The organism is Nocardia sp. NBC_01503, assembly GCF_036327755.1.
Lineage (GTDB): Bacteria > Actinomycetota > Actinomycetes > Mycobacteriales > Mycobacteriaceae > Nocardia.
In genome coordinates, this window is the sequence record NZ_CP109596.1 from 5,666,829 (window position 1) to 5,690,117 (window position 23,289).

Sequence of the window (23,289 nt, forward strand, 5' to 3'; positions counted from 1 at the left end):
GCCGCAGTTTTGCAGGGAGGTTCGGCGTGGCACCTCAGTACGACGCCATCGTGGTCGGTGCGGGTTTCGGCGGTATGGGGGCGGGTATCGAGCTGGACCGGCTCGGCCTGAGCAACTTCCTCATCCTGGAGCGCGAGGATGATCTCGGCGGCACCTGGCATGTCAATCACTATCCGGGCCTGGCGGTCGATATCGCCTCGGTCACCTACTCCTATTCTTTCGAGCCCAACCCGAATTGGTCGCGCCTGTTCGCGCCCGGCGCGGAGCTCAAGAAGTACGCCGAGCACGTCGCCGAAAAATACGATCTGCGCCGCCGCATGCGCTTCGACACCGTGGTCGGGGGAGCGCGCTGGGATGACGAGCGGCAGCACTGGGTGGTCGCCATCGAGAATGGTGAATCCCTCACCGCGCGTTATCTGCTCGCCGCGACCGGCTTCCTGTCCCAGCCGTACACCCCGCCGTTCCCGGGTATCGACACCTTCGCGGGCAAGATCATCCACACCACCCGGTGGGAGAACGACTTCGATCTGACCGATCACAAGGCCGCCATCATCGGCACCGGAGCCACCGCCGTGCAGTTGATTCCGGAGGTCGCCAAGAAGGCGCGGGCGCTCACCGTCTTCCAGCGCACCCCGATCTGGGTGGTGCCCAAGGTCGACACCGCCATCCCCAAGCCGGTGCAGCGCCTGTTCGCGCGAGTTCCCTTGACGCAGAAGGCCGCTCGGATGGTCAACACCACCATGCTGGAGGCCCTCATGGTCGTGGGCGTACTGCATTTCAAGCAGGCCAAACCGCTCAACAAGGCCGCCGCGGTGCTGGCCAAGGCGCATCTGCGAACCTCGGTGAAGGACAAGGAAACCCGCGAGAAGCTCACCCCGGACTACGACTTCGGCTGTAAGCGCCCCACCTTCTCCAACCTGTACTTCAAGACCTTCAACGAACCGCATGTGCGACTGGAGACCAACTCGATCGATCACATCGAACCGGACGGCATCGTCACCGCCGACGGCAATAAGACCGAGATCGACACCCTGATCCTGGCCACCGGCTTCAACCTGTGGGATGTGAACTTCCCGGCCATCGAGATCATCGGCCGCGAGGGCGTCAACCTCGGAAAGTTCTGGCGCGACAACCGCTTCCAGGCCTACGAGGGCGTCACCGTGCCGAAGTTCCCCAACTTCGTCTGCCTCAACAGCCCGTACTCGTACAGCGGCCTGTCCTACTTCACCACCATCGAGGCCCAGATGAAGCATATGGGCCGACTATTCGGTGAGATGCAGCGCCGCGGTGAGCAGGTCTTCGAGGTGACCGAGCACGCCAACACCGAATTCCTGGATCGGGTCACCGACAAGCTGGACTCCTCGGTGTTCTACAGCGGCCAATGCTCCACCGCGCGCAGCTATTACTACAACCAGCACGGTGAGGCGGCCCTGCTGCGCCCCACCAGCACCTTGAACGCGCATCGCGAGGCCACGAGCTTCCCGCTCGACGATTACACCTACGGCACGCGATCGGCCTGACCTGGAGACTCCGCGCCGGGTAGGTCCGGCACGGAGACGCGCGGCCGGTGGGTCGGCTCCGGCCGCGCGGTCAGGTACCTATCTCATTTGACGACTTCGTAACGGGCGCAGGTGAGTTCACCGTTCAAGGCGACCTCGACGGGCCGCAACTCCTGTCGCGCGGGAAATATCGGCGCACCCGATCCGAGGGTGACCGGCGCGAACGACACGATGATCTCGTCCAGCAGTCCGTGCTCGGCGAACTCCGCGGCCAATCCGCCGCCGCCGGCCACCCACAATTTCTTATCCCCGGCCGCATCCGCCATCTGCCGGTGAATATCGGGAATCGCCGCGCTGGTGAAGCGAATATCGCGCCCCGGCCTCGCCTCGAACTCGCGATGGGTCACCACCCATGCGGGCATCTCATAGGGCCAGGACTCGGGTTCATGATCCAACAGCCATTGATAGGTATTGGCCCCCATGACGATCGCGCCGATCTCGGCGATGAAATTGTCATAACCCATCGGACCCGAGCTGTCGTTCTTACGGGTCAGCAGCCAATCCAGGGAATGCTCCGCATCGGCGATGAATCCGTCCAGACTGCTGGCGGTGTAGTAGGTGGTGAAGGACATCTCAACCTCTCCGTCGTAGCCACATAATGGGATCCCCGTGGCCGATTTCCGCTGCGTCATCAGGTTTTTCGGCGCGCAGCCAGGCTCGGACGAGCAGTCTGCGATGCGCCGAATAGGTCAGTACATGGGCGATCACACTGCCGAGCACGAAACTCTCCGGCGGCTCGCACAAGGCGTCGATGAGCGTGTCGCTCCAGGCTCCGCGCGCATCGATATCGCGCACCGCGCCCAGCCAGCGCGGCACCAGCTCCTCGAACCGCTCCCGCAGGGCGCTCGCGTCGTCGCCCGGTTTCTCGGGTGTATCCGCTCCGTCGATGGCGGCCAGCCACACCTCGCGCGTCCACACCAGATTGGCCAGCACCCCGGCGATGGACTCCTCGACCCCGTCCCAGTCCAGGACCGAGAACCCCGGTGCGCGCACCCGCCGGTACCCCTCGTCGGTCAATCCCGCCGCCCGTTCCAGCAGCTCCCGGATGTCATCCACATCGTGATGCAGCATGACCGCCGTCGGATCCATATCCGGCCGTCCCTTCGCTTCGCGCTGCACCCACAGCGACATGGGCGGATGGAAATGCACCCCGTTCACCGTCGGCAGCCAGCGCGCCGCCCGCTCGGACCCGGTCCCGCTCGGCGGATGTCCGTAGGCCCGGCTGTAGGCCCGGCTGAATCCCTCCACCGATTCGTATCCGGCCGCGAACGCCACCTCGGTGACGCTCTCGCCGCGACTCAATTGCCACCCCGCGCGTTCGAGCAATACCCGCCGCCGCAGTGCCACCGGTGATTCCCCGGTCCCGTGCGCGAACTGCCGGGAGAAATGGAACGGTGAGGAGTACGCGTCCGCCGCCATCGCGCCGAGTGTCGAATTGTCCTGCGCCAGTACCGCGTCCAGCAGTTCCCGAAGTCGATCGCGTCCGATGTGCACCGCATAAGTCTGGCCCGAGCGGATGCTCGCGCGCTTGACCGATCTTGCTGTGTCGTCTCCCCGCATCGGCCCACGGCATTCGCCCTGGGCGAATCCGATACAGGTCGGCGCGCCCTATCTCAGGTTCTCCTGGCAGACTGTCTGGGAAACGACCCATTCGACCACTCAAATTAAGGGCTGACTTCGACGATGGACCTTCTGCTGCCGCTGCTGCTGGTTGCTCTGCTCATCCCGATGTTCCTGGGCGTCCGCCGCCAGAAGCGGGAGATGGCCAAGGTGACCGAGATGCAGGAGACCCTGAAGGTCGGTGACCGCGTGGTCACCACATCGGGCTTGTTCGGCACCGTCGTCGAGGCCGATGACGACTCCGTCGATCTCGAGATCGCCGAGGATGTCGTCACCACCTGGCTGCGCGCCAGCATCCGCGAGATCCGCAATGAGGATGCCACCGCCGTCGAGGAGTCGACCGACACCGAGGCCCCCATCGCGGAGTCCGGGTCCGACAGCGTCACCGCCTCGGAGAACTCCGACGGTGCCGAGGGGTCGGAGAACTCCGACGCCGCTCCCAAGCTGTCCAAGGACTGACATTCCCGCGCGCCGTCGGCCCGCCGTGATCCGGTGGCCGACGGCGCTGCGGTGTGCCCGCTCGATCCATCACTGATCCGCCTAGGAGATAAGTACTGTGCCACCTTCCCAGGGAACGGCGCATCCGCTGCGCCTGCTCGGCGTCTACGCCGCACTGGTGGCCGTGATGTTCGGCCTGATCTTCTTCACCGGAGACAAATCGGCGAGCCCCAAGCTCGGCATCGACCTACAGGGCGGCACTCGCGTCACGCTGACGCCGCGCACGCCCGACGGCGGTAAGCCCAGCCAGGACAGTCTGCGCAAGGCGCAGAGCATCATCGAGCAGCGCGTCAACGGCCTGGGTGTCTCCGGTTCCGAGGTCGTCATCGAGGGTGACAACCTGGTCATCACGGTTCCGGGCGAGGACGGCGCGCAGGCCAAGGCGCTCGCCACCACCGCCAAGATGTACATCCGCCCGGTGCTGCAGGCGATCGCCCCGCAGGTGAAGAACGGCCAACCGGTCAACCAGCAGCAGCAACAGCAGCCGCAGCAACCGGTCGCGCCACCGCCGTCCTCGGTCGAGCCGAGCGCTCCCGTGGAGACGCCGCCCGCGGCCGACGCTCCGACGAGTGAGGCTCCGGCCCCGCAGAATCGGGTGTTCCCGGCACAGGCTCCGACCACCCCGTCCGCGCCGCCCACTCAGCCCAGTGCGCAGCAGACGCAGCAGGAGATCCAGGCGGCCAAGGCACTGCGGCAGAGCACCGATCCGCAGATCCAGCAGACCGCCATGCTCACCATGGACTGCGGCAAGCCGGATCCGTTGCAGGGCAATGACGATCCGAACCTGCCGCTGGTGACCTGCTCGGTCGAGGGCAATGAGGTCTACCTGCTGGACAAGTCCCGCCTGGACGGTCAGGAGATCAAGGACGCCTCCGGCCAGTATGTGCAGAAGGAATCCAAGTGGGTCGTCTCGGTGGACTTCAAGTCCGGCGGTGCCGACACCTGGGGCAAGCTGACCACCGAGTACTACAACAAGCAGCTGGCCTTCGTGCTCGACACCAAGGTGGTCAGCTCGCCGGTCGTGCAGCAGGGTGGCCAGTACGGCGGTAGCACCTCGATCTCCGGCCAGGGCATCAACAAGTCCACCGCGCAGGAGCTCGGCAATACCCTCAAGTACGGTTCGCTGCCGCTCTCGTTCCAGACCTCCGAGGCCGAAACCGTCTCGGCGACACTGGGTTTGAGCTCGCTGCGCGCGGGTCTGATCGCCGGTGCCATCGGTCTGGTGGCGGTGCTGCTGTACTGCCTGCTCTACTACCGCATGCTCGGCTTCCTGGCCGGTTTCTCACTGGTCGCGGCCGGTGTGGCGGTGTACGCGCTGATCGTGCTGCTGGGCCGCTCGATCGGATTCACCCTCGATCTCGCCGGCATCGCCGGTTTGATCATCGGTATCGGTATGACAGCCGACTCGTTCGTCGTCTTCTTCGAACGCATCAAGGACCAGATGCGCGGCGGGCGCAGTTTCCGCTCCGCGGTCCCGCGTGGCTGGCAGCGCGCACAGCGCACCAACCTCTCGGGTAAGACGGTCTCGCTGATCGCCTCCGCGGTGCTCTACATCCTGGCCGCCGGTCAGGTGAAGGGCTTCGCGTTCACACTGGGTCTGACCACGGTGCTCGACATCATCGTGCTGTACCTGGTCACCTCACCGCTGCTGATGCTGGCCTCGCGCTCGGCCTTCTGGGCCAAGCCGTCGGTGAACGGTCTCGGCGCGGTTGCTGAAATTGCCCGGGAGCGCAAGGCAGCCTCCGGTGTCCTGGTGAAGGAGGCGTGATGGCGCGCGACAGCGGTTCGGTCCTGGATATCGATTCCGAACTCGACTACGAGTCGGACAAGGCCACGCGTAAGCACAGCCTGTTCGAGCGGTTGTACACCGGCACCGGCGGTTTCGAGATCGTCGGGCGGCGCAAGCTGTTCTACGGTCTCGCGGCGCTGCTGCTGGCGATCGCGGTGGCCTCCATCGCGATTCGCGGGTTCACCCTCGGTATCGACTTCGCCGGTGGTTCCCGCATCCAGTTGCCCGCGGGCGACGGGGTGACCACCTCGCAGGTGGAGAAGGTCTACTCCCAGACCCTCGGCCATGACGCGGTCACGGTGCAGAAGGTGGGCTCCGGATCGGCCGCGGCCATCCAGATCCGGTCCGACACCCTGGACAAGGATCAGACCGACAAATTGCAGAACGCCCTCTTCGAAGCCTTCAAGCCGAAGGATTCCAACGGGCAGCCCAGTATCAACGCCATCTCCACCGCCGAGATCAGCGAGACCTGGGGCGGCGAGGTCACGCACAAGGCGCTGCTGGCGCTGGTGGTGTTCGTCGTACTGACCATGGTGTACATCGCGATTCGCTTCGAACGCGATATGTCCATCGCGGCCATCGGCTCGCTGTTCTTCAATCTCGTTGTGACAGCGGGCATCTACTCGCTGGTGGGTTTCGAGGTGACGCCGGCGGCGGTCATCGGCCTGCTCACGATTCTGGGTTATGTGCTGTACGACAACGTGGTCGTCTTCGACAAGGTCGAGGAGAACACCGAGGGTGTACTGCATTTGAGCAAGCACACCTACGCCGAGAAGGCGAACCTGGCGGCGAATCAGACGCTGATGCGTTCGATCAACACCACCATCATCGGCATTCTGCCGATCATCGGCATGCTGGTGGTCGCGGTGTGGCTGCTCGGTGTGGGCACGCTCAAGGATCTGGCGCTGGTGCAGCTGGTCGGCATGATCGTCGGCGCGTACTCCTCGATCTTCTTCGCGGTGCCGCTGCTGGTGACCATCAAGGAGCGCTGGGGTCCGGTGGCCGCGCACACCAAGAAGGTGCTCGCGCGCCGCTCGGGTGCCTCCACCGGTCGCGCCACCGAATCCGCCGCGCAGCGCGCGGGTGCGGCCAGCCGTCCGGTGACCGTCGCGGCCGGGCGGGAAGGCGCGGCGCCGCGTCCGCGCGGTGGAGCCGACGCTCCGCGTCCCGGCACTCGACCGAGTGGGAAACGAACCAAGAGAAGGCACTGAGCGCAGGGGGTTGCGGCAAGTGATTGGAAACAAGGCTCGCCGCGGCAACTCTGTCGCGGGTCACCGCGGCGAGCCGCGACAGAGCAGTCGCGGTACCTCGCTCCGTCGCGGTTCGGTCGTCATGCTCGCCGGTGTGGTCGCCGCGGGCATGGTGGCGGGCTGCGCCGGGAAGAATCAGGTGCCCTCCATCGGCTACGGCGTGGATACCGCCGTCGCCAGCTACAACGGCGGCAGCACGCTGGGCGCCAATAGCGGTGCGGCGGCGGTGTTCGCACGTGTGATCACCGGCTTCTTTTACACCGGCCCGGATGGGCAGCCGGTGGCCGATACCGATACCGGCACCGCGAAAGAGGTGCCGGGCGAGGCGCAGACCATCCAGTACCGCCTGAATCCGGACGGTAAGTACTCCGATGGCGTGGCCACCTCCTGTGACGATCTGGTCATGGCGTGGGCCGCGCGCAGCGGACGCTTCACCAAGGCCGGTCCGGGCGGGCCGGTGCCCATGTTCGATGCCGCCGGCACGGCCGGATACAGCGATATCGAGCGGGTGGACTGTCAGCCCGGATCCAAGGACGCCACCGTGGTGTTCCGGCCCGGTCGGCATTACTCGGCGTGGAAGACGCTGTTCAATGCCGCCGAGCTGATGCCCGCGCATGTGGTCGCCTCGGCGGTGAAGGTGCCGAATGTGGTGGCGCCCTTGCAATCCGGGGATCAGGCCACCGCGGAGCGGATCGCCGATTTCTGGAATACCGGTTGGATTCTCAAGCCGGGCAAGATCGATCAGACGGTGCTGCCCGCCTCGGGTCCGTATCGGATCGAATCGTTCAGCGACAAGGACGGTCTGGTCCTGGTCAAGAATGAGAAGTGGTGGGGCAACGCCGCCAAGACACCGCGAATCGTGGTGTGGGACAAGAACACCGATCTCAAGGCCAAGGTCGACTCCAAGGCCGTCGAGGTGCTCGATATCGGTGCGGGCGCGCTCGGTGCCACCAAGCCCGGTGGGATGGCCGTGCGGAATCTCCCGGGTCGCGGCGTGGAGCAGTTGGTGCTCGGCACCGTTGGCGTTTTCCAGAATGTGGCCGCGCGCCGGGCCTTCGCCCTCTGCGTGCCGCGCGCGGCGCTGTTCGACAAGTTCGGGCACCCGGATTACAAGGTCGATACCGGGCTCGGCGCGGGCGTGCTGAATTCCCGTACCGTGCAGCAGGATTCGCTGTACTACCCGGCGATCTCGGGTGCTGGCGACAAGTACAAGAACGGTGACGCGGGTGCGGCGGGTCAGGCCATGACCGCCGCAGGTCAGGCCAATGCCACCATTCGGATCGGCTATCTGCGCCCGGATGAACGGCGCGCGCAGACCGTCGCCATGATCGCCGATGCCTGTAAGGCGGGCGGTATCACGGTGGTCGACGCGGGCACGCCGGACTTCTCCCCGCAGCAGCTCGTCGACGGCAAGGTGGATGCGATTCTGAGCGGTACGGCGGCCATGCCCGGACCGTCCGGTTCGTTGACAGCTAACGATGCGATTGCGTCCTTGCACACAGGTCAGGGCCTGAATTTCAACAGGTTCGGTAATGGCCGCTACGATGCCATCGCGGATCAGCTTGCGGCGGAGGACAACTCGACCACGGTGCTGAACTTGCTCAACGAGCAGGAGAACCTGCTCTGGAGCGAGATGCCGTCCATCCCGTTGTTCGCCTCCCCGCGCACCATCGCGTTCGGGGACGGTCTGAAGGACGGGATCGCCAGCCCCACCAAGGCGGGCGCGGGCTGGAATATGGATCGCTGGGTCCTCGAACGGTGAGTGGCAGCGGCGGCGAGGTGACGAGGAGTGGGTGTATGAGCAAGCATGAAATGGTCGATACCGCCGAGGCGTTCGGTGAGCGCACCGCCAAGGCCGCCGACGCGGTGCGGCGGCTGACCCGCTGGCATGACGACTTCCCGACTCCGGGAGTGCGTTTCGCCGATCTCACGCCGGTCTTCGCCGAGGCCGAGGGCTTCCGCACCGTTCTGGATTGCTTCGCCGCCTGCGCACCGGACGCCGATCTGGTCGCGGGCGTGGACGCGCGCGGCTTCCTGCTCGGCGCGGGCGTGGCCGCGGTGCTCGGCACCGGTGTGGTCGCGGTGCGCAAGGCGGGCAAGCTGCCGCCGCCGGTCATCAGCCGCGAGTACACCCTCGAATACGGTTCGGCCGCACTGGAGATCCCGGCCGACGGTATCGAGCTGAAGGGTCGTCGCGTCCTGCTGCTCGACGATGTGCTGGCCACCGGTGGCACCCTCGCGGCCGCGGCCGAACTCTTCCACGCGGCCGGGGCGGAGATCATCGCCGCCGCGGTCGTGCTCGAACTCGGCTTCCTCGGTGGCCGGGAGCGCCAGGGCGACTACCCGCTCACCTCGATCGTCACGCTCTGATCCGTCCGGCACGCTGAGCCCGCGTCAGGAGACGACGCGGGCGATCAGTCCGGTGACGAACAGCCAGAACACCGCGGCCAGTCCGTAGTTCAGCACAATGTCCAGGTTGCCGTTCCCGGTGTGGAACAGGCCGGGGAAGAACAGGGCCAGCGGTTCGGCCCAGCCCTTGATGAAGGTGAAGAACCGGTTGGACTGATCCGCGCCGAGGGTCAGCAGCAGGATGTAGACGACCTCGACCACTGCGAAGAGAGCGCCGATGCCGGTGATCAAGCGGGCCGCGGCGCTCTCCCGATAGGTTTGATACATATAAGGCATATCGGGTGAGTGCCCGTGGTACGCCGGTTGAAACAGACCGATCCGTCAGGGTCCGTCCCCTCCGCTGAGCCCGCGGATTTGTTCGGATGACAGGTTGCGGACGATTGGTTGTGCTGATTGCCCTGCTGTGTCCCGTTGTGCTGCGCACGGATTCGTTCGCGCTCACAATGTCGAGATGAGTACTGCACCGGGGGAGCAGACATCCTTCACCGATTACCTGAGCGCCCACCTGCCGGAGGTGGCCCGGGAAATGGTCACCGCGGTGGTGCGCGCCGTCCCCGATTACGAACAGCTCCCGCCGGAGTTGGTGGAGCAGGACCTCATTCGGCGCTCGGAGGACAATCTGCGACTGTTCCTGCGGTTGCTGGGCGAACATCGCGAACCTCGGGCCGAGGATCTCGACGATATGATCGAGGTCGCGGTACGTCGTGCGCGCGAGGGCATTCCGCTGGACGCGGTACTGGCGGTGTATCACCGGGGCGCGCTGGCCGCGTGGAACTATCTCTCCGCCGCCGCGCGGACACCGGAACAGCGCGATGAACTCCTCGCCGCGGTACCGCAGCTGCTCGGGTATCTGGGCGCGGTGATACCCGGGGTGGCCGCCTCCTATCTGCGGGAGCGCCAGGACCTGCACTGGGAGCAGCGGGAGGTCAAACGCGCACTGGCGCAGGCACTGTTGCAGGGCAAGCCCGCCGAGTTACTGGCCGAACGCTTCGGAATCGCCCTGGGGTCGTATCACGTATTGGCACTGCGTATCTCGGGCGCCGCCGAATCCGCCGACGGCGGCCGACCCGCCATGCGGGTGATTCACGGTGAGATCGATGCCCTCTCCACGCAGGCACTCACCGTGCTGGACCGCGCTGGCGGCTGGGTGCTGGTACCCGCGACCGAACCGGCGGCGCGCCTGGATGCCGCCGTGGAGCGCATCGCCGTCGCCGCGGGTGTGCGGTTGATCGCCGGAACCGCGACCGCCGCAATGGTTTCGGAGATACCGGCGCGCGCCGAGGAGGCCGGTGAGATCGCCCGCCTGGCACTGGGTTTGGGCCGTCCCACCGGGGTCTACCGGATGGCCGATCTCGCTCTGCAATACCAGTTCGCCCGCCCCGGCCCCGCTCGCACCTGGCTGCTCGGCCTGCTCGAACCCCTGACCTGTCATCCGCACCTGATGGAGGCGCTACGCGCCTATCTCACCCACGACCACAATCGGGTGGCGGCGGCGGAGTCCCTGGTGGTGCATCGCAATACGCTCAACTATCGGCTGAACCGGATCGCCACCCTCACCGGTTACGATCCGGGGCGCTCGGAGCACACGCCACTGTTCGCCGCGGCGGTCACCGCGTTCGATCTGGCCTCGGCCGACCTGTAGGGCGCACACCGTCAGCGGGCGACCACGCGGGCGACGAAGCCACTGACGATCAGCCAGAAGACCGCCGCCAGACCGTAATTCAGGATGATGTCGATATTGCCGTTGCCGGTGTGGAACAGTCCCGGGAAGAACAGCGCCAGCGGCTCGGCGAAACCCTTGATGAAGGTGAAGAACCGATTCGACTGATCGGCCCGCAACAGCAACAGCAAGATATACAGGCCCTCGGTGAGGGCGAACAGTGCACCGGCGCCGCTGATGATGCGAGCGGCGGTGGCCTCATTGCGGGCAACGTACGGCATTGATAAATGATGCCCGATGTGTGCGGATCGGAAACTGGTTCGCGGCGCGTCGGCCTCGACGCGCGGGACCGTGAAACCGAACGTCTGGTCCGTGAAACCACGTGTCCGGCATGGCATGATGACCCGGTGATCACGACGGCCACCGGAAGCGTTCTGGCGTGAAGGCCAAGTACATCATCGGCGCCGCCGTCGGCCTGATACTGAGCCTGGTCACCCTGGTGCTCGTGGTCATCCTGCCCGCCACCGAGGAGACCTGCGGTGCGGGCACACCCGGTATTCCCGCCACCACCCCCGCGCTCACCGAACCCAACTGTCCGGCCACCGGAGCCGCCGCCGAGGCCGGGCTCCAGGACGGTGCGCTGCGCGCACTGCGCTGTGTGGTCGCGCGATTCGGCATGATGGATATGCGCGGGGTCATTCCCGATGACGCCTATCCCGATCATCGCGAGGGGCGCGCCGTCGAATTCATCGTCGGCAATGATCAGGCCAAGGGCGACTCCATCGTCGCCTTCCTGCAGGAGAACGCCGCCAACTTCCATGTCGACTATGTGATCTGGAAGCAGCGCAGCTGGACCGCGGACGCCTCCAACGGTATCCAGTGGACGCCCCTGGACGATCGCGGCGACGCCGCCCGCAATCACATGGACCGCGTCCAGGTGACCATCAAACCGGTCACCACCACCTCGACCGTCACCGCACCCACCGAGGTCTCGCTGGCGTCCATGCCCGGCCCGGTCAATGAGGCGGGCCGCCTGACCGGTGTCGGCCGTCGCCAATACCCCTTGGCCGCAAATACTTTCACCATCTCCGATGTGTTCGGCGCGCGCGGCGGCACCCACCTGGGTGTCGATCTGGCGGCCGCGGCGGGCACCCCGATCTACGCCGCCTCCGACGGCCTGGTGGTCGCCTCGGGTCCGGCCTCGGGCTTCGGTGACTGGGTCGTCATCGACTCCCTGGACGAGAGCGGTCATCGCTACTCGACGGTATACGGGCATATGTACGCGTCCGGCATCTACGTGCACACCGGTGACGTCGTCACCATGGGCCAGCACATCGCCGATGTCGGCTCCAATGGCGAATCCTCCGGTCCCCATTTGCATTTCGAGCTCGTCCCCGGCGGCCGGCTCACCGGCGGCCATCAGGTCGACCCGATGTCGTGGCTCTCGGGTTCCTCGCTCCCGACCGCCACCATCCCCAATTGTGAGAACGGATTCGGTTCCGCCGGAGGCAATCTCGCGCCCGGAAAGGTCCCGGCCGAGCTCGAGGTCTGGTACCGCCGCGCGGGTTCGCTCTGCCCGCAGATCAGCGCCTCCCTGCTGGCCGCCCAGGGCGAGGCCGAATCCGGCTTCCGCCGCGGCCTCACCTCACCCGCCGGAGCCGAGGGCCTGGCCCAATTCCTACCCAGCACCGCGGCCTCCCTGGCCCCGGACGGACAGCCGTACGTCATGGACGCCGACGGCAATGGCACCGCCAGCCTCTGGGACGACGGTGACGCCATCGTCGGCCAGGGTCGCTATATGTGCGCCATCGCCCAGGCCGTCCAGGGCTGGATCGACCAGGGCAAGGTCACCGGCGATGTCACCGCCCTGAGCCTGGCCGCGTACAACGCCGGTGAGGGCGCGGTCCTGGCCTCGGGCGGTATGCCCAACCAGGTCCCCGGCCACTTCAGCGAAACCCGCCCCTACGTCGCGAGAATCCTTGCGGCGGAGGCGAATTTCCGCAGCATGGGCAGCGGCGGCCGCTTCACCCCCGATGCCGCCGCGGCCCTGGGGCCGCAGATCGTGGAGGCGGGCCACGAATGGGTCGGCACCAAATACGTCTTCGGTGGCGGCGGCGCCCAGGGCCCCACCGACGGCGGCTTCGACGAACCCGGCCTCACCGCCGCCGCCGTCTTCTCCGCCAGCGGTGGCACCATCACCCTGCCCAGCACCGCCGAACAGCAGTGGGAGATCGGCACCGAGGTGACCCTGCTCAAGGCAAAAGCCGGTGATCTCGTCTTCGGCAACTGGGGCACCCGCGGCCCCGCCACCGTCGGCATCTACCTCGGCAACGGCCGCATGCTGCACGCCGAACCCGGCGGCACCGTCGCCGAGGTCCCCCTCCTCAACGGGATGAAGGCCCGCCGCATCGGCCAGTGAGGGCGCTCACGAAATAGGTCCTTGCACAGTCGGGTTGACCTTCGTTACGGTGGGAAACGTTCTCAGCCCCGAACGATCGGAGACATTGCGTTGATTTCATGAGGTGACTGTCGAGTGGCCCGCACTTACGCGCGCCGCATTCCTCGCTATCACCTGTGGGAGTCCGCATGTCATATCCGACTATTTCTTTCTCCGATCTCACCTTCGCCTGGCCCGACGGCACACCCGTCTTCGACGGGCTCGATGCCCAGCTCGGTGGCGGTCATATCGGCCTCGTGGGCAGCAATGGTGCTGGAAAATCCACTCTTTTCCGCTTGATCACCGGTGAACTGCGCCCGCTGCGCGGGTCCGTCTCGGTGCCCGGAACGCTCGGGTATCTGCGACAGGACCTGGGCCTGTCGGACGGGCAGCGGGTCGATGAGGTGCTCGGGATCGCCGAGATCCGGAAAGCCTTGCACCGCATCGAAACCGGTGCCGGACCAGAGGGTGACTTCGAGATCGTGGGCACCGCCTGGGATATCGAGGAGCGGGCGGTGGCACTGCTCGGGCGACTCGGATTGCACTATGTCGCAGGCGATATCGCACAACTCGATCGTCGACTCGACACCCTCTCCGGCGGGGAGACCGTACTGCTCGGACTCGTCGCCGAGCTGCTGCGCGAACCCGAGGTACTGCTACTGGACGAGCCCACCAACAATCTCGATCAGGTGGCCCGCGAGCGACTGTACGAGGTGGTGGGGCAGTTCTCCGGGACCGTTCTCACCGTCAGTCATGATCGTGAACTACTGGAACGGGTCGATACCGTCGCCGAGCTCCGGCAGGGCGAAATCCGTTTGTTCGGAGGCAATTTCAGTGAGTACGAACGCATCGTAGCGGCCGAGCAGGCGGCCGCGCGAGCCGCGATTCGCGATGCGCGCGGTGATGTGCGCAAGCAGGCGCGCGAACTGGTCGAGACCCGGATCAAACTCGATCGGCGGCAGCGGTACGGGCAGAAGATGTGGGATCAGAAGCGCGAACCCAAGATCGTGATGGGTAATCGCAAACGTGAAGCCCAGGTCTCGGCCGGAAAACTGCGCAATCAGCACATCGGCAAGCTGGAGGATGCCAAGGATCAGCTCACCGAGGCGCAGGAGCGATTGCGCGACGACCGGGAGATACGGGTCGATCTGCCCGACACCCGGCTGTATCCGGGCCAGGATGTCATCGAATTGGAGCAGGTGCGGCTGGCGTGCGGGCCGACCGTGACGCTGAAGGTCGGCGGACCCGAACGCATCGCGCTCACCGGGCGCAACGGTATCGGCAAAACGACTCTGCTGCACCGTATTCGGCAGGAGTCGCCGAAGGTGCCGTGGCGCATGCTGCCGCAGCGCCTGGACGTCTTCGACGAGGAGCTCTCGGTCTTCGAGAATGTGGCCGCCACCGCACCGCATGCGGCTCCGGAGCGGATTCGGGCGCAACTGGCCCGATTCCTGTTCCGTGGTTCGGATGCCGATGTCCCGGCGGGTGCGCTCTCGGGTGGAGAACGCCTGCGTGCGGCCCTGGCCATGATCCTGCTGGCCGAACCCGCGCCACGACTGCTCCTATTGGATGAGCCGACCAACAATCTGGACCTGCCGAGCCTGCGGCATCTCACCGAGGCGCTCGCCGGTTTCCAGGGTGCGCTCATCGTGGTCAGCCACGATCCGCGCTTCCTCGCCGAGATCGGGGTGACGCGCCGCCTGGAGCTGTCGGCCGACGGTTTGACGGATGTCCCGGTCAAATAGGGGATGTGGTTTCGGGACCGGAGCAATCCGGACGCAATGCCGCCGCGAAGTGTCAGCGGAGGGGAGTAGTGTTCAACGCTCCGGACAGGTCCGGTCAGGCGGCGTTCGGCGTTCCGGTCTCGAAACGTTTCCAGGACTAAAGTGGGTGGTCTACGTGGTTGGACGGTCCGGTACGGTGTTCCGATCGAGGCCGGGAGAGGTGGTGGCATGACACAGAATTTGGAGCAGGCGAACGCCGGGCAATCGGAGAATGGCGAGTCCGCCGCTCCCGTGCCCGGCGCTCCCGTGCCCGGCGCTCCCATCCGTCCCGCCTCCGCCGCCGTCCCCACCTCCGCGTCCCGTCGCGTGCGCGCCCGCCTCGCTCGCCGGATGACCGGCCAGCGCGGCATCGCCGCGGTGAAACCGGTGCTCGAGCCCCTGGCGACCGTGCATCGCGAGCTGTACCCGAAGGCGAATCTCGCTCTGCTGCAACGGGCTTTCGATGTCGCGGACGAGAAGCATCAGCATCAGTTCCGTAAGTCGGGCGACCCGTACATCACCCATCCGCTGGCCGTGGCGAACATCCTGGCCGAGCTCGGTATGGACACCACCACGCTGGTGGCCGCCCTACTGCACGACACGGTCGAGGACACCGGCTACTCGCTGCAGGAGCTGACCGACGAGTTCGGCACCGAGGTCGCGCACCTGGTCGACGGTGTGACCAAGCTCGACAAGGTCAATCTGGGTGCCGCCGCCGAGGCCGAGACCATCCGCAAGATGATCATCGCCATGGCGCGCGACCCGCGCGTACTGGTCATCAAGGTCGCGGACCGGCTGCACAATATGCGCACCATGCGCTTCCTGCCGCCGGAGAAGCAGGCCAAGAAGGCGCGCGAAACCCTCGAGGTGATCGCCCCGCTGGCGCATCGCCTGGGTATGGCCACGGTCAAATGGGAGTTGGAGGACCTCGCCTTCGCGATCCTGCACCCCAAGAAGTACGACGAGATCGTGCGCCTGGTCGCCGACCGCGCACCCTCACGTGACACGTACCTGGCCCGGGTGCGGGACGAGATCGTCAATACCCTCGCCGCCAGCCGCATCAACGCGATCGTCGAGGGTCGGCCCAAGCACTACTGGTCCATCTACCAGAAGATGATCGTCAAGGGTAAGGACTTCGACGACATCCATGACCTGGTCGGTATCCGCATCCTCTGCGATGAGGTGCGGGACTGCTATGCCGCTGTGGGCGTGGTGCATTCGCTGTGGCAGCCCATGGCCGGGCGGTTCAAGGACTACATCGCCCAGCCGCGGTACGGGGTCTACCAGTCGCTGCACACCACCGTGGTCGGCCCGGACGGTAAGCCCCTGGAGGTGCAGATCCGCACCCAGGACATGCACCGCACCGCCGAGTTCGGTATCGCCGCGCACTGGCGGTACAAGGAGACCAAGGGCAAGCACTCCAATGACTCGACCGAGGTCGACGATATGGCGTGGATGCGCCAGCTCCTCGACTGGCAGCGGGAGGCGGCCGATCCGGCCGAATTCCTGGAGTCGCTGCGCTTCGACCTGAAATCGCCGGAGATATTCGTCTTCACCCCCAAGGGTGAGGTCATTACGCTGCCGCAGAAGTCCACCCCGGTGGACTTCGCCTATGCCGTGCACACCGAGGTCGGCCACCGCTGCATCGGTGCGCGGGTGAACGGGCGATTGGTCGCGCTGGAACGGCAGTTGGAGAACGGTGAGGTCGTCGAGATCTTCACCTCCAAGGCGCAGAACGCCGGACCCTCGCGCGACTGGGCGAACTTCGTGGTCTCCCCGCGTGCCAAGGCCAAGATCCGGCAGTGGTTCGCCAAGGAACGCCGTGAGGAGGCTCTGGAGGCCGGTAAGGATCAGATCTCCAAGGAGGTCCGCCGCTCCGGTCTGCCGCTACAGCGCCTGATGAGCGCCGATGCCATGACCAGTCTGGCCGCCGAACTGCACTACGCGGATATCTCCTCGCTGTATACCGCGGTCGGTGAGAACCAGGTCTCGGCGCATCATGTCGTGCAACGCCTGATGGCGCAGCTCGGCGGGGTCAGCGATGTCGAGAACGAGCTGGCCGAAAGGTCCACGCCCTCAACGGTTCCCTCGCGTCAGCGGCTCACCGGCGATGCGGGCGTGGAGATTCCGGGCGCGCCGGGCACGGTCTCCAAGCTCGCCAAGTGCTGCACCCCGGTACCGGGCGATGAGATCATGGGTTTCGTGACCCGCGGTGGCGCGGTCAGCGTGCACCGCACCGACTGCACCAACGCCGATTCGCTTCGCGCGCAACCGGAACGGATCATCGAGGTCAAATGGGCGCCGTCACCGTCCTCGGTCTTCCTGGTCGCCATCCAGATCGAGGCCCTGGACCGCACCCGCCTGCTCTCGGATGTCACCAAGGTGCTGGCGGACGAGAAGGTGAACATCCTCTCGGCGGCGGTCACCACCTCCGGTGACCGCGTGGCGATTTCGAAGTTCACCTTCGAGATGGGCGACCCGAAGCACCTGGGTCACCTGTTGAACGTGGTGCGCAATGTGGAGGGCGTCTACGACGTCTACCGCGTGACCTCCGCGGCCTAGCCCGCACATCGAAACCCGCGAAGCGGCGCTTCCCCCTTTCGGGAAGCGCCGCTTCGTGTGCTGTGCCGACGCTCTGGAACCGGCGGCACAGAAGATTCTTCGCGGATCGGGAATCAAGATCCATCGACTAACTGTTCAAACGTATATGAACGGTTAGATATCGAGTGGTGTCGCGCCGTTCCCGTACCGAATACGATCGACAGGAAGAGGTTTCGTGTCATGACCGGTCACTACGCCCAGGTGGCGTTCACGCCGACCGTGCGCGAGCATCAGCGCGAGCATGGCAGCCTGCGCGGCTACGAACGCATGGCGGCGGTGCCCGAGGTCGCCGATACGCTCGGTCAGGACGAGGCCTGGTTCCTCGCCGAACGCGACAGTTTCTACCTATCGACCGTGGGGGAGACCGGCTGGCCGTACATTCAGCATCGCGGCGGCCCGCGCGGCTTCCTGAAGGTGATCGATTCGCGCACCGTGGGTTTCGCCGACTTCCGTGGCAATAGGCAGTACATCAGTCGCGGCAACCTCGACCACGACAACCGAGTCGCCCTGTTCCTCATGGACTATGCCGCCAAAACTCGGCTGAAAGTCCTCGGTCGCGCCAGAGTTGTTGAAGCGCAGGACGATCCGGACCTGATCGCGGCACTTGTAGTCGGCGACTACCCGGCTCGGGTCGAACGAGCCATCCTGATCGAAATCGAAGCTTTCGACTGGAACTGCAGCCAGCACATCCCCGAACTCCACCCACGCGAGGAGGTCCTCGAAGCCGTCCAATCCCTCCGCGAGCGAATCGCCGAACTGGAACGCGAGAACGCGCGACTCCGCGCCTGATCATCCTGTGCCTCGGAGCCGGTCCGCCGCGCTGATCTGCCGGTTCGATGCCCTCGGGCGTCGAAAACCGTTGGGTGGCACTACGATCGTCGTGCACGTCGAAGACGGGCGTGTGAATGATCGGGGGTCGTATGGCTGGAATGTTCGAACCAGCCCATTCCGTTTGTGGTCGATATCGGCTTGTCGAGGTGCTCGGATCCGGTGGATTCGGGCGGGTATGGCGGGCGCATGATGAGGCGCTCAATGTCGAGGTCGCGCTGAAGGAGGTCACCTTCGCGCGGATACTGCCCGATGAGGAGCATCAGGAGTTGTTGCTCCGCGCCAAACATGAGGCGCGTAATGCGGCTCGGCTGCGCGATCATCCGAATATCGTCGGTGTTTACGATGTGGTCATCGAGCACGGGATTCCGTGGACGGTGATGCAGATCGTGAATGGGCAGTCGCTCGAACAGCGGGTGCGATCGGGTGGACCGCTCTCGGTCGAGGAGACCGCCCGGGTGGCCGATTCGCTGTTGAACGCTCTCGAGGCCGCACATGAGGCGGGCATCGTGCATCGCGATGTGAAACCCTCGAATGTCATGCTCGCCACGAACGGTCGAATCCTGCTGGCCGACTTCGGAATCGCCGTGCATGAATCCGATACGCTGGTCACCAAGACCGGGGTGCTGATCGGCTCGATGGAGTACATGGCCCCCGAGCGCACCGGCGATAAACGCAGCGAACCGCCGAGCGACCTCTTCTCCCTCGGCGCGACCCTGTATTACGCGTGCACCGGAATCTCCCTGTTCCATCGCGACAATGTGACCGCGACGCTCAGCGCATTGCTCTTCGAACCACTACCCCCGATTCCGGCCGCCGGTCGACTGGAGCCGCTCATCACCGCGCTACTGGCGAAGGATCCGACTCGTCGCCCGTCCATTCCGCTTGCCCGGGAGCTGCTGAATCGACAGCCGGGCAGCATAATTCGGGCCGAACAGCCGCCGGTCCCGGTCCCGGTCCCGGAGAATATCCCGGCCGCTGCCGTCTCGGCGGTGCCCGCACCCACGACCGAAACCCCGGAAACCACGAAGCCATTCGCCACCATCCGCCGGATTCGTATCCTCGCCGCAGCCGTCACAGTGATCATTCTCAGCGCACTGGCGGTAGTCACCGCCTATCACAATGTCGTCTGGTTCTCGGCCTTCGCCGATGAATCCTTCGGCCTCTCCGACGGCCTGTCGACAGCCCCCGGCAGCTGCATCCGAAAACGCGACAGCGCCAACCCGCCGAAGAAAGCCGTCCCCTGCTCCGCCGCCGAAGCCCAATGGCAGATCGTCGACCGCATGGAACTCCGTAGACCACAACCGGCCGACGATGCCGCGAAATCCGACTTCGGCCTGCGCTGCGACCGCCGCGGCGGCGTCTCCTTCAGCTACCCCGGCCCGGACGACCTGGAACTGTGGTGCCTGCATCGCAGATAACCCGGCCGGTGGATCGACGCAGGTCGCAGCCCGGTACGCTGACCTGTCCCAGCGTCACTACCAGGAGAGTTCATGACCGCGTTCGAGAATGTCAGTGTCACCAAGAAGGCGAACGTCTACTTCGACGGCAAATGCGTCAGCCACAATATCGAGTTGGCCGATGGCACCAGCAAGTCGGTCGGCGTCATTCTCCCGGCGACGCTGACCTTCAATACCGGCGCGCCGGAGATCATGGAGCTCATCGAGGGTGAGGCCAAGGTGACCCTGGCCGGTTCGGACGAGACCGTCGTCTACAAGGGTGGCGAGTCGTTCTCGGTGCCGGGGAACAGCAGCTTCCAGATCGAGGTTGTCGAGCCGGTGCACTACGTCTGCCACTTCGGCTGAGCCCGAGAGCATTCCGCGCGCCCGCGTCATCTCGAAGATGGCGCGGGCGTTGTGTATTCGGTGCTCAGAGGTAGCGGGCGTACCAGTCGGTGACGCGGCGCCAGGCTTCGGCGGCGGCGGTGGGTTGGTAGCGGGGGCCGGTGTCGTTGAAGAAGGCGTGGTCGGCGCCCTCGGCGACGAAGGATTCGTGGGTCGCGCCGACCTTGTCCAGGGCTGCTTCGGCGGCGGGGCGGGAGGCGTCCACTCGGGAGTCGAGAGCGCCGTAGATCGCGAGAACCGCTGCCTTGGTGGTGATTTCGCCATTGTCGGGGAACGGGCCGTAGAACGGGGTGGCGGCGGCCAGCTCCGGGGTGCCGGAGGTGAGCAGGAGCCAGGTGAGGCCGCCGCCGAAGCAGAAGCCGGTGGCGGCGAGCTTCTTACCGGGGGTGCGGCGCTGGAGTTCGGCCACCCCGGAGTGCAGATCGGCGATGAAGCGCTCCTGCGGGAGCTTACCCAGCGCGGCGGTGGCGGCGGCCGGATCGGTGAAGGTGGCGGTGCCGCCTTCTTCCGACAGCAGATCCACGGCGAGCGCGTTATAGCCGATACCCGCGAAACGCCCTGCGATGGAACGGATATGGTCGGTCAGACCCTTGTTCTCGTGGATCACCAGCACGCCGCCGCGCGGTTGCGCCGCCGCGGCCCAGGCCGCCTGGAGGGTGCGTCCCTCCGGACCGGGGAAGGTGATCGCGGTGGTGGGCAGCGCCGTCTCGGACCCCGGCGGTGGCCCGGCCGGGGTAGTGGCCGCGGTTCCGGGCGAGGTACCCGCTGCACCGGATGACGGTGGGGGAGTAGCGGATTGGTCGGCCTTGTCGGCGCACGCGGCCAGCAGCGCCACGGCGGCGGGTGTACCCAGCCCGAGCATGCCCAATCGGCGCATTGCCTCACGGCGGCTGAGCAGCCCCTCGACGTGGTCGGTGGCGATCTCCTCCGCGATGTAGCGCTGCAGCGGCGTCATGGGCCCAGCCTAAGCCCGCCGCCCCGGCCCGGGGGAACAGAAGAGCGTTCTCTTCGTTATGTCTTCACGTCGGTGTAAATCAGGATCTGGAGGTTGCCGCATGCGCGGTGTGCGTTTCGAGGAGTTCGGTGAGCCGGAGGTACTGCGGGTGGTCGAGCTCGACACACCCGAACCCGCCGCGGGTGAGGTGACCATCGATGTGGCCTATGTGGGCGTGAACTTCGCGGATCTACAGGCACGATCCGTCGGCTACCGGGTGCCCGGACTCCCGTTCGTGCCCGGTCTGGAGCTGTCGGGCCGGATTCGCGCCCTCGGCGCGGGCGTCGAGGGTTTCACCCTCGGCCAGCCGGTCGCCGCGATCACCGAGGGCGGCGCGTACGCCGAGATCGTCCGCGCCAAGGCCGGAACGGTCTTCCCCGTCCCGGAGGGAGTGGACTTGCGCACGGCCGCAACACTTCCCACCGTGCTGCCGACCGCCTACGCGCTGGTGCGCACCGTCGGACGACTGCAGCCCGGTGAGACCGTGCTGGTGCAGGCCGCCGCCGGCGGCGTCGGCACGGTGGCGGGGCAGGTGGCCAAACTCGCCGGTGCGGGCGCGGTCTACGGCGTGGTGTCGAGCCCGGCCAAGGCGGAGTACGCCCGCAAGCTCGGCTACGACGACGCCTTCCTGACCGATACCTTCGATGCCGATATCCGTGCAGCCACCAATGGCCGCGGTGTGGACCTGGTACTCGATCCGGTCGGTGGTGAGACCATGCGGCGCAGTCTCGATACCCTCGCGCTCTTCGGCCGCCTCGTCTCGTTCGGCAATGCGAGCGGCGAACCGGCCTGGCAGATCGGTCAGCCCGAGCTGTACCCGCGCGGTCGCTCGGTCTCGGGCTTCTCCATCCTCAGCCTGACCGCGTCCGAACCGCACGTGCTGCGTGAAATCGCCGCTCGCGCCTTCGAATTGGTGACCAGCGGCAAGGTGGAGCTGCCCATTACCGCCGAATTCCCACTCGCGGAGGCGGCCGACGCGCATCGTCTGATGGGCGGTCGTACCTCCACCGGCAAACTCGTCCTCGCGGTCTGACGAAGGGTCCGTTCACCGACGCCGAGCCGAAACCGGCCGAGAGCCAACCTCTCTCGACTGGTTCGGCTGCGGTGACTAGCGCGGTGCCATCCGGATCGCGCCATCCAAACGGATGACCTCACCGTTCAGCATCGGGTTCTCGACGATGTGCCGCACCAGCGCCGCGTACTCGGACGGATCGCCGAGCCGCGCCGGATGCGGCACCTGCGCGCCGAGTGCCGCGATGGACGATTCGGGCACCTTGGCGAAAATGGGCGTGTGGAACAGGCCCGGCGCGATGGTCATGACGCGAATCTTGTACGAGGCCAGGTCGCGCGCGACCGGCAGCGTCAGGCCCACGATGCCGCCCTTGGAGGCGGAGTAGGCGGCCTGTCCGATCTGACCGTCATACGCCGCGACGGAGGCGGTATTGACGATCACACCGCGCTCGCCGTCGGCCTCCTCGGTGGTCGAAATGCGTTCCGCCGCCAGGCGGATCACATTGAACGTACCGATCAGGTTGACGTTGATGATCTTCTTGAACGAGTCGAGCGGGAACGCGCCCTGCTTGCCGACCGTCTTGATGGCATTGCCGAGTCCGGCGCAGTTGACCGCGATTCGCAGCGTGCCCAGAGCCTGCGCCGCGTCAAGGGCCGCGGTCACATCCTCTTCGCTGGTTACGTCGCCGGGCGAGAACACCACGCGCTCACCGAGTTCCTCGGCGATGGTCTTGCCGTCGGACGAGGGAAGATCGAGGATAACGACCTTCGCGCCTGCCGAGTGCAGTTCCCGCACGGTGGCCAGGCCGAGTCCCGACGCGCCACCGGTGACAACCGCGGCGATGTCTGCTGTCTTCACAAAACCTCCAAATATCTGGTCTTGTGAATGTAGATTCTGCTGTGGCGGTGCGGAAAAGCGGGTCCCCGGCGTGGTGTGCACACGTTGCTGACGGGCCTGCTATCGCGCACGCGCGTGGAATATGAGGGGTGCACTCCGGCGCGTCGAGTCGTTGGAATCCTGCACAT

20 protein-coding genes are annotated in these 23,289 nt (G+C 66.0%); 14 read left to right on the top strand and 6 right to left on the bottom strand.

The window, feature by feature from the left end; translation table 11 throughout:
- Nucleotides 1-26: 26 nt before the first annotated feature.
- A complete protein-coding gene (locus OHB26_RS25665; protein ID WP_330179808.1) occupies nt 27-1,520 on the top strand; it encodes a flavin-containing monooxygenase in 1,494 nt (497 codons plus the stop codon).
- Between the two features lie 83 nt (nt 1,521-1,603).
- Here OHB26_RS25665 and OHB26_RS25670 read toward each other — a convergent pair whose 3' ends face one another.
- Both OHB26_RS25670 and OHB26_RS25675 read right to left on the bottom strand, forming a co-directional pair.
- Nucleotides 1,604-2,131: a dihydrofolate reductase family protein gene (locus OHB26_RS25670; RefSeq protein ID WP_330179809.1), complete on the bottom strand. Its 528-nt coding sequence runs from the start codon at nt 2,129-2,131 to the stop codon at nt 1,604-1,606.
- 1 nt (nt 2,132) lies between these two features.
- A complete protein-coding gene (locus OHB26_RS25675) occupies nt 2,133-3,053 on the bottom strand; it encodes a helix-turn-helix domain-containing protein (protein WP_330179810.1) in 921 nt (306 codons plus the stop codon).
- A 189-nt stretch (nt 3,054-3,242) separates the two neighbouring features.
- Here OHB26_RS25675 and yajC point away from each other — a divergent pair, with 189 nt between their 5' ends.
- The 5 genes from yajC (at nt 3,243) to OHB26_RS25700 (ending at nt 9,086) form a co-directional block, all read left to right on the top strand.
- The gene (gene yajC, locus OHB26_RS25680) at nt 3,243-3,638 is read left to right on the top strand and encodes a preprotein translocase subunit YajC (RefSeq protein ID WP_330179811.1); all 396 of its coding nucleotides are present in this window, start codon (nt 3,243-3,245) and stop codon (nt 3,636-3,638) included.
- 97 nt (nt 3,639-3,735) lie between these two features.
- Entirely contained in the window at nt 3,736-5,445 is a 1,710-nt protein-coding gene (secD, locus tag OHB26_RS25685) for a protein translocase subunit SecD (protein ID WP_330179812.1), read from the top strand.
- On the top strand, nt 5,445-6,677 hold the full coding sequence (gene secF, locus OHB26_RS25690; RefSeq protein ID WP_330179813.1) for a protein translocase subunit SecF: 1,233 nt from the start codon (nt 5,445-5,447) through the stop codon (nt 6,675-6,677). Before secD ends, secF begins: the two co-directional genes overlap by 1 nt.
- Nucleotides 6,678-6,798: 121 nt before the next feature.
- Nucleotides 6,799-8,478, top strand: coding sequence for an ABC transporter substrate-binding protein (locus tag OHB26_RS25695; RefSeq protein ID WP_442943041.1), 1,680 nt, complete (start codon nt 6,799-6,801; stop codon nt 8,476-8,478).
- Nucleotides 8,479-8,513: 35 nt separating this feature from the next.
- Nucleotides 8,514-9,086 (top strand): adenine phosphoribosyltransferase, encoded by a 573-nt coding sequence (locus OHB26_RS25700; RefSeq protein WP_330179815.1) that lies wholly within the window; start codon nt 8,514-8,516, stop codon nt 9,084-9,086.
- 24 nt (nt 9,087-9,110) lie between these two features.
- Here the strand turns inward: OHB26_RS25700 and OHB26_RS25705 are convergent, their stop codons facing one another.
- Nucleotides 9,111-9,401, bottom strand: coding sequence for a hypothetical protein (locus OHB26_RS25705; RefSeq protein WP_330179816.1), 291 nt, complete (start codon nt 9,399-9,401; stop codon nt 9,111-9,113).
- A gap of 175 nt (nt 9,402-9,576) precedes the next feature.
- Between OHB26_RS25705 and OHB26_RS25710 the strand changes: the two genes are divergently transcribed.
- Nucleotides 9,577-10,767 carry a PucR family transcriptional regulator gene (locus tag OHB26_RS25710; protein ID WP_330179817.1) on the top strand — a complete coding sequence of 397 codons (1,191 nt, stop codon included), beginning with the start codon at nt 9,577-9,579 and terminating at the stop codon, nt 10,765-10,767.
- An 11-nt stretch (nt 10,768-10,778) separates the two neighbouring features.
- On the opposite strand, the gene OHB26_RS25715 is transcribed toward OHB26_RS25710, so the two are convergent.
- Entirely contained in the window at nt 10,779-11,066 is a 288-nt protein-coding gene (locus OHB26_RS25715) for a hypothetical protein (protein ID WP_330179818.1), read from the bottom strand.
- Between the two features lie 158 nt (nt 11,067-11,224).
- On the opposite strand from OHB26_RS25715, the gene OHB26_RS25720 reads away from it, so the two are divergent.
- The 6 genes from OHB26_RS25720 to ppnP all read left to right on the top strand — a co-directional run bounded on the left by OHB26_RS25720 (nt 11,225) and on the right by ppnP (nt 20,219).
- The gene (locus OHB26_RS25720) at nt 11,225-13,204 is read left to right on the top strand and encodes a peptidoglycan DD-metalloendopeptidase family protein (protein ID WP_330179819.1); all 1,980 of its coding nucleotides are present in this window, start codon (nt 11,225-11,227) and stop codon (nt 13,202-13,204) included.
- Nucleotides 13,205-13,371: 167 nt separating this feature from the next.
- Nucleotides 13,372-14,967, top strand: a complete 1,596-nt coding sequence (locus tag OHB26_RS25725; RefSeq protein WP_330179820.1) for an ABC-F family ATP-binding cassette domain-containing protein — start codon at nt 13,372-13,374, stop codon at nt 14,965-14,967.
- 207 nt (nt 14,968-15,174) lie between these two features.
- Complete coding sequence (locus tag OHB26_RS25730; protein ID WP_330179821.1) at nt 15,175-17,547, top strand: RelA/SpoT family protein; 2,373 nt, start codon at nt 15,175-15,177, stop codon at nt 17,545-17,547.
- A 219-nt stretch (nt 17,548-17,766) separates the two neighbouring features.
- Nucleotides 17,767-18,375: a pyridoxamine 5'-phosphate oxidase family protein gene (locus tag OHB26_RS25735; RefSeq protein ID WP_330179822.1), complete on the top strand. Its 609-nt coding sequence runs from the start codon at nt 17,767-17,769 to the stop codon at nt 18,373-18,375.
- Nucleotides 18,376-18,515: 140 nt separating this feature from the next.
- Nucleotides 18,516-19,835, top strand: coding sequence for a serine/threonine-protein kinase (locus OHB26_RS25740; RefSeq protein WP_330179823.1), 1,320 nt, complete (start codon nt 18,516-18,518; stop codon nt 19,833-19,835).
- A gap of 72 nt (nt 19,836-19,907) precedes the next feature.
- On the top strand, nt 19,908-20,219 hold the full coding sequence (gene ppnP / locus OHB26_RS25745; protein WP_330179824.1) for a pyrimidine/purine nucleoside phosphorylase: 312 nt from the start codon (nt 19,908-19,910) through the stop codon (nt 20,217-20,219).
- 64 nt (nt 20,220-20,283) lie between these two features.
- Here ppnP and OHB26_RS25750 read toward each other — a convergent pair whose 3' ends face one another.
- Complete coding sequence (locus OHB26_RS25750; protein ID WP_330179825.1) at nt 20,284-21,213, bottom strand: dienelactone hydrolase family protein; 930 nt, start codon at nt 21,211-21,213, stop codon at nt 20,284-20,286.
- Between the two features lie 100 nt (nt 21,214-21,313).
- Between OHB26_RS25750 and OHB26_RS25755 the strand changes: the two genes are divergently transcribed.
- Complete coding sequence (locus tag OHB26_RS25755) at nt 21,314-22,285, top strand: quinone oxidoreductase family protein (RefSeq protein WP_330179826.1); 972 nt, start codon at nt 21,314-21,316, stop codon at nt 22,283-22,285.
- 75 nt (nt 22,286-22,360) lie between these two features.
- On the opposite strand, the gene OHB26_RS25760 is transcribed toward OHB26_RS25755, so the two are convergent.
- A complete protein-coding gene (locus OHB26_RS25760) occupies nt 22,361-23,122 on the bottom strand; it encodes a 3-hydroxyacyl-CoA dehydrogenase (protein WP_330179827.1) in 762 nt (253 codons plus the stop codon).
- Nucleotides 23,123-23,289 lie beyond the last annotated feature (167 nt).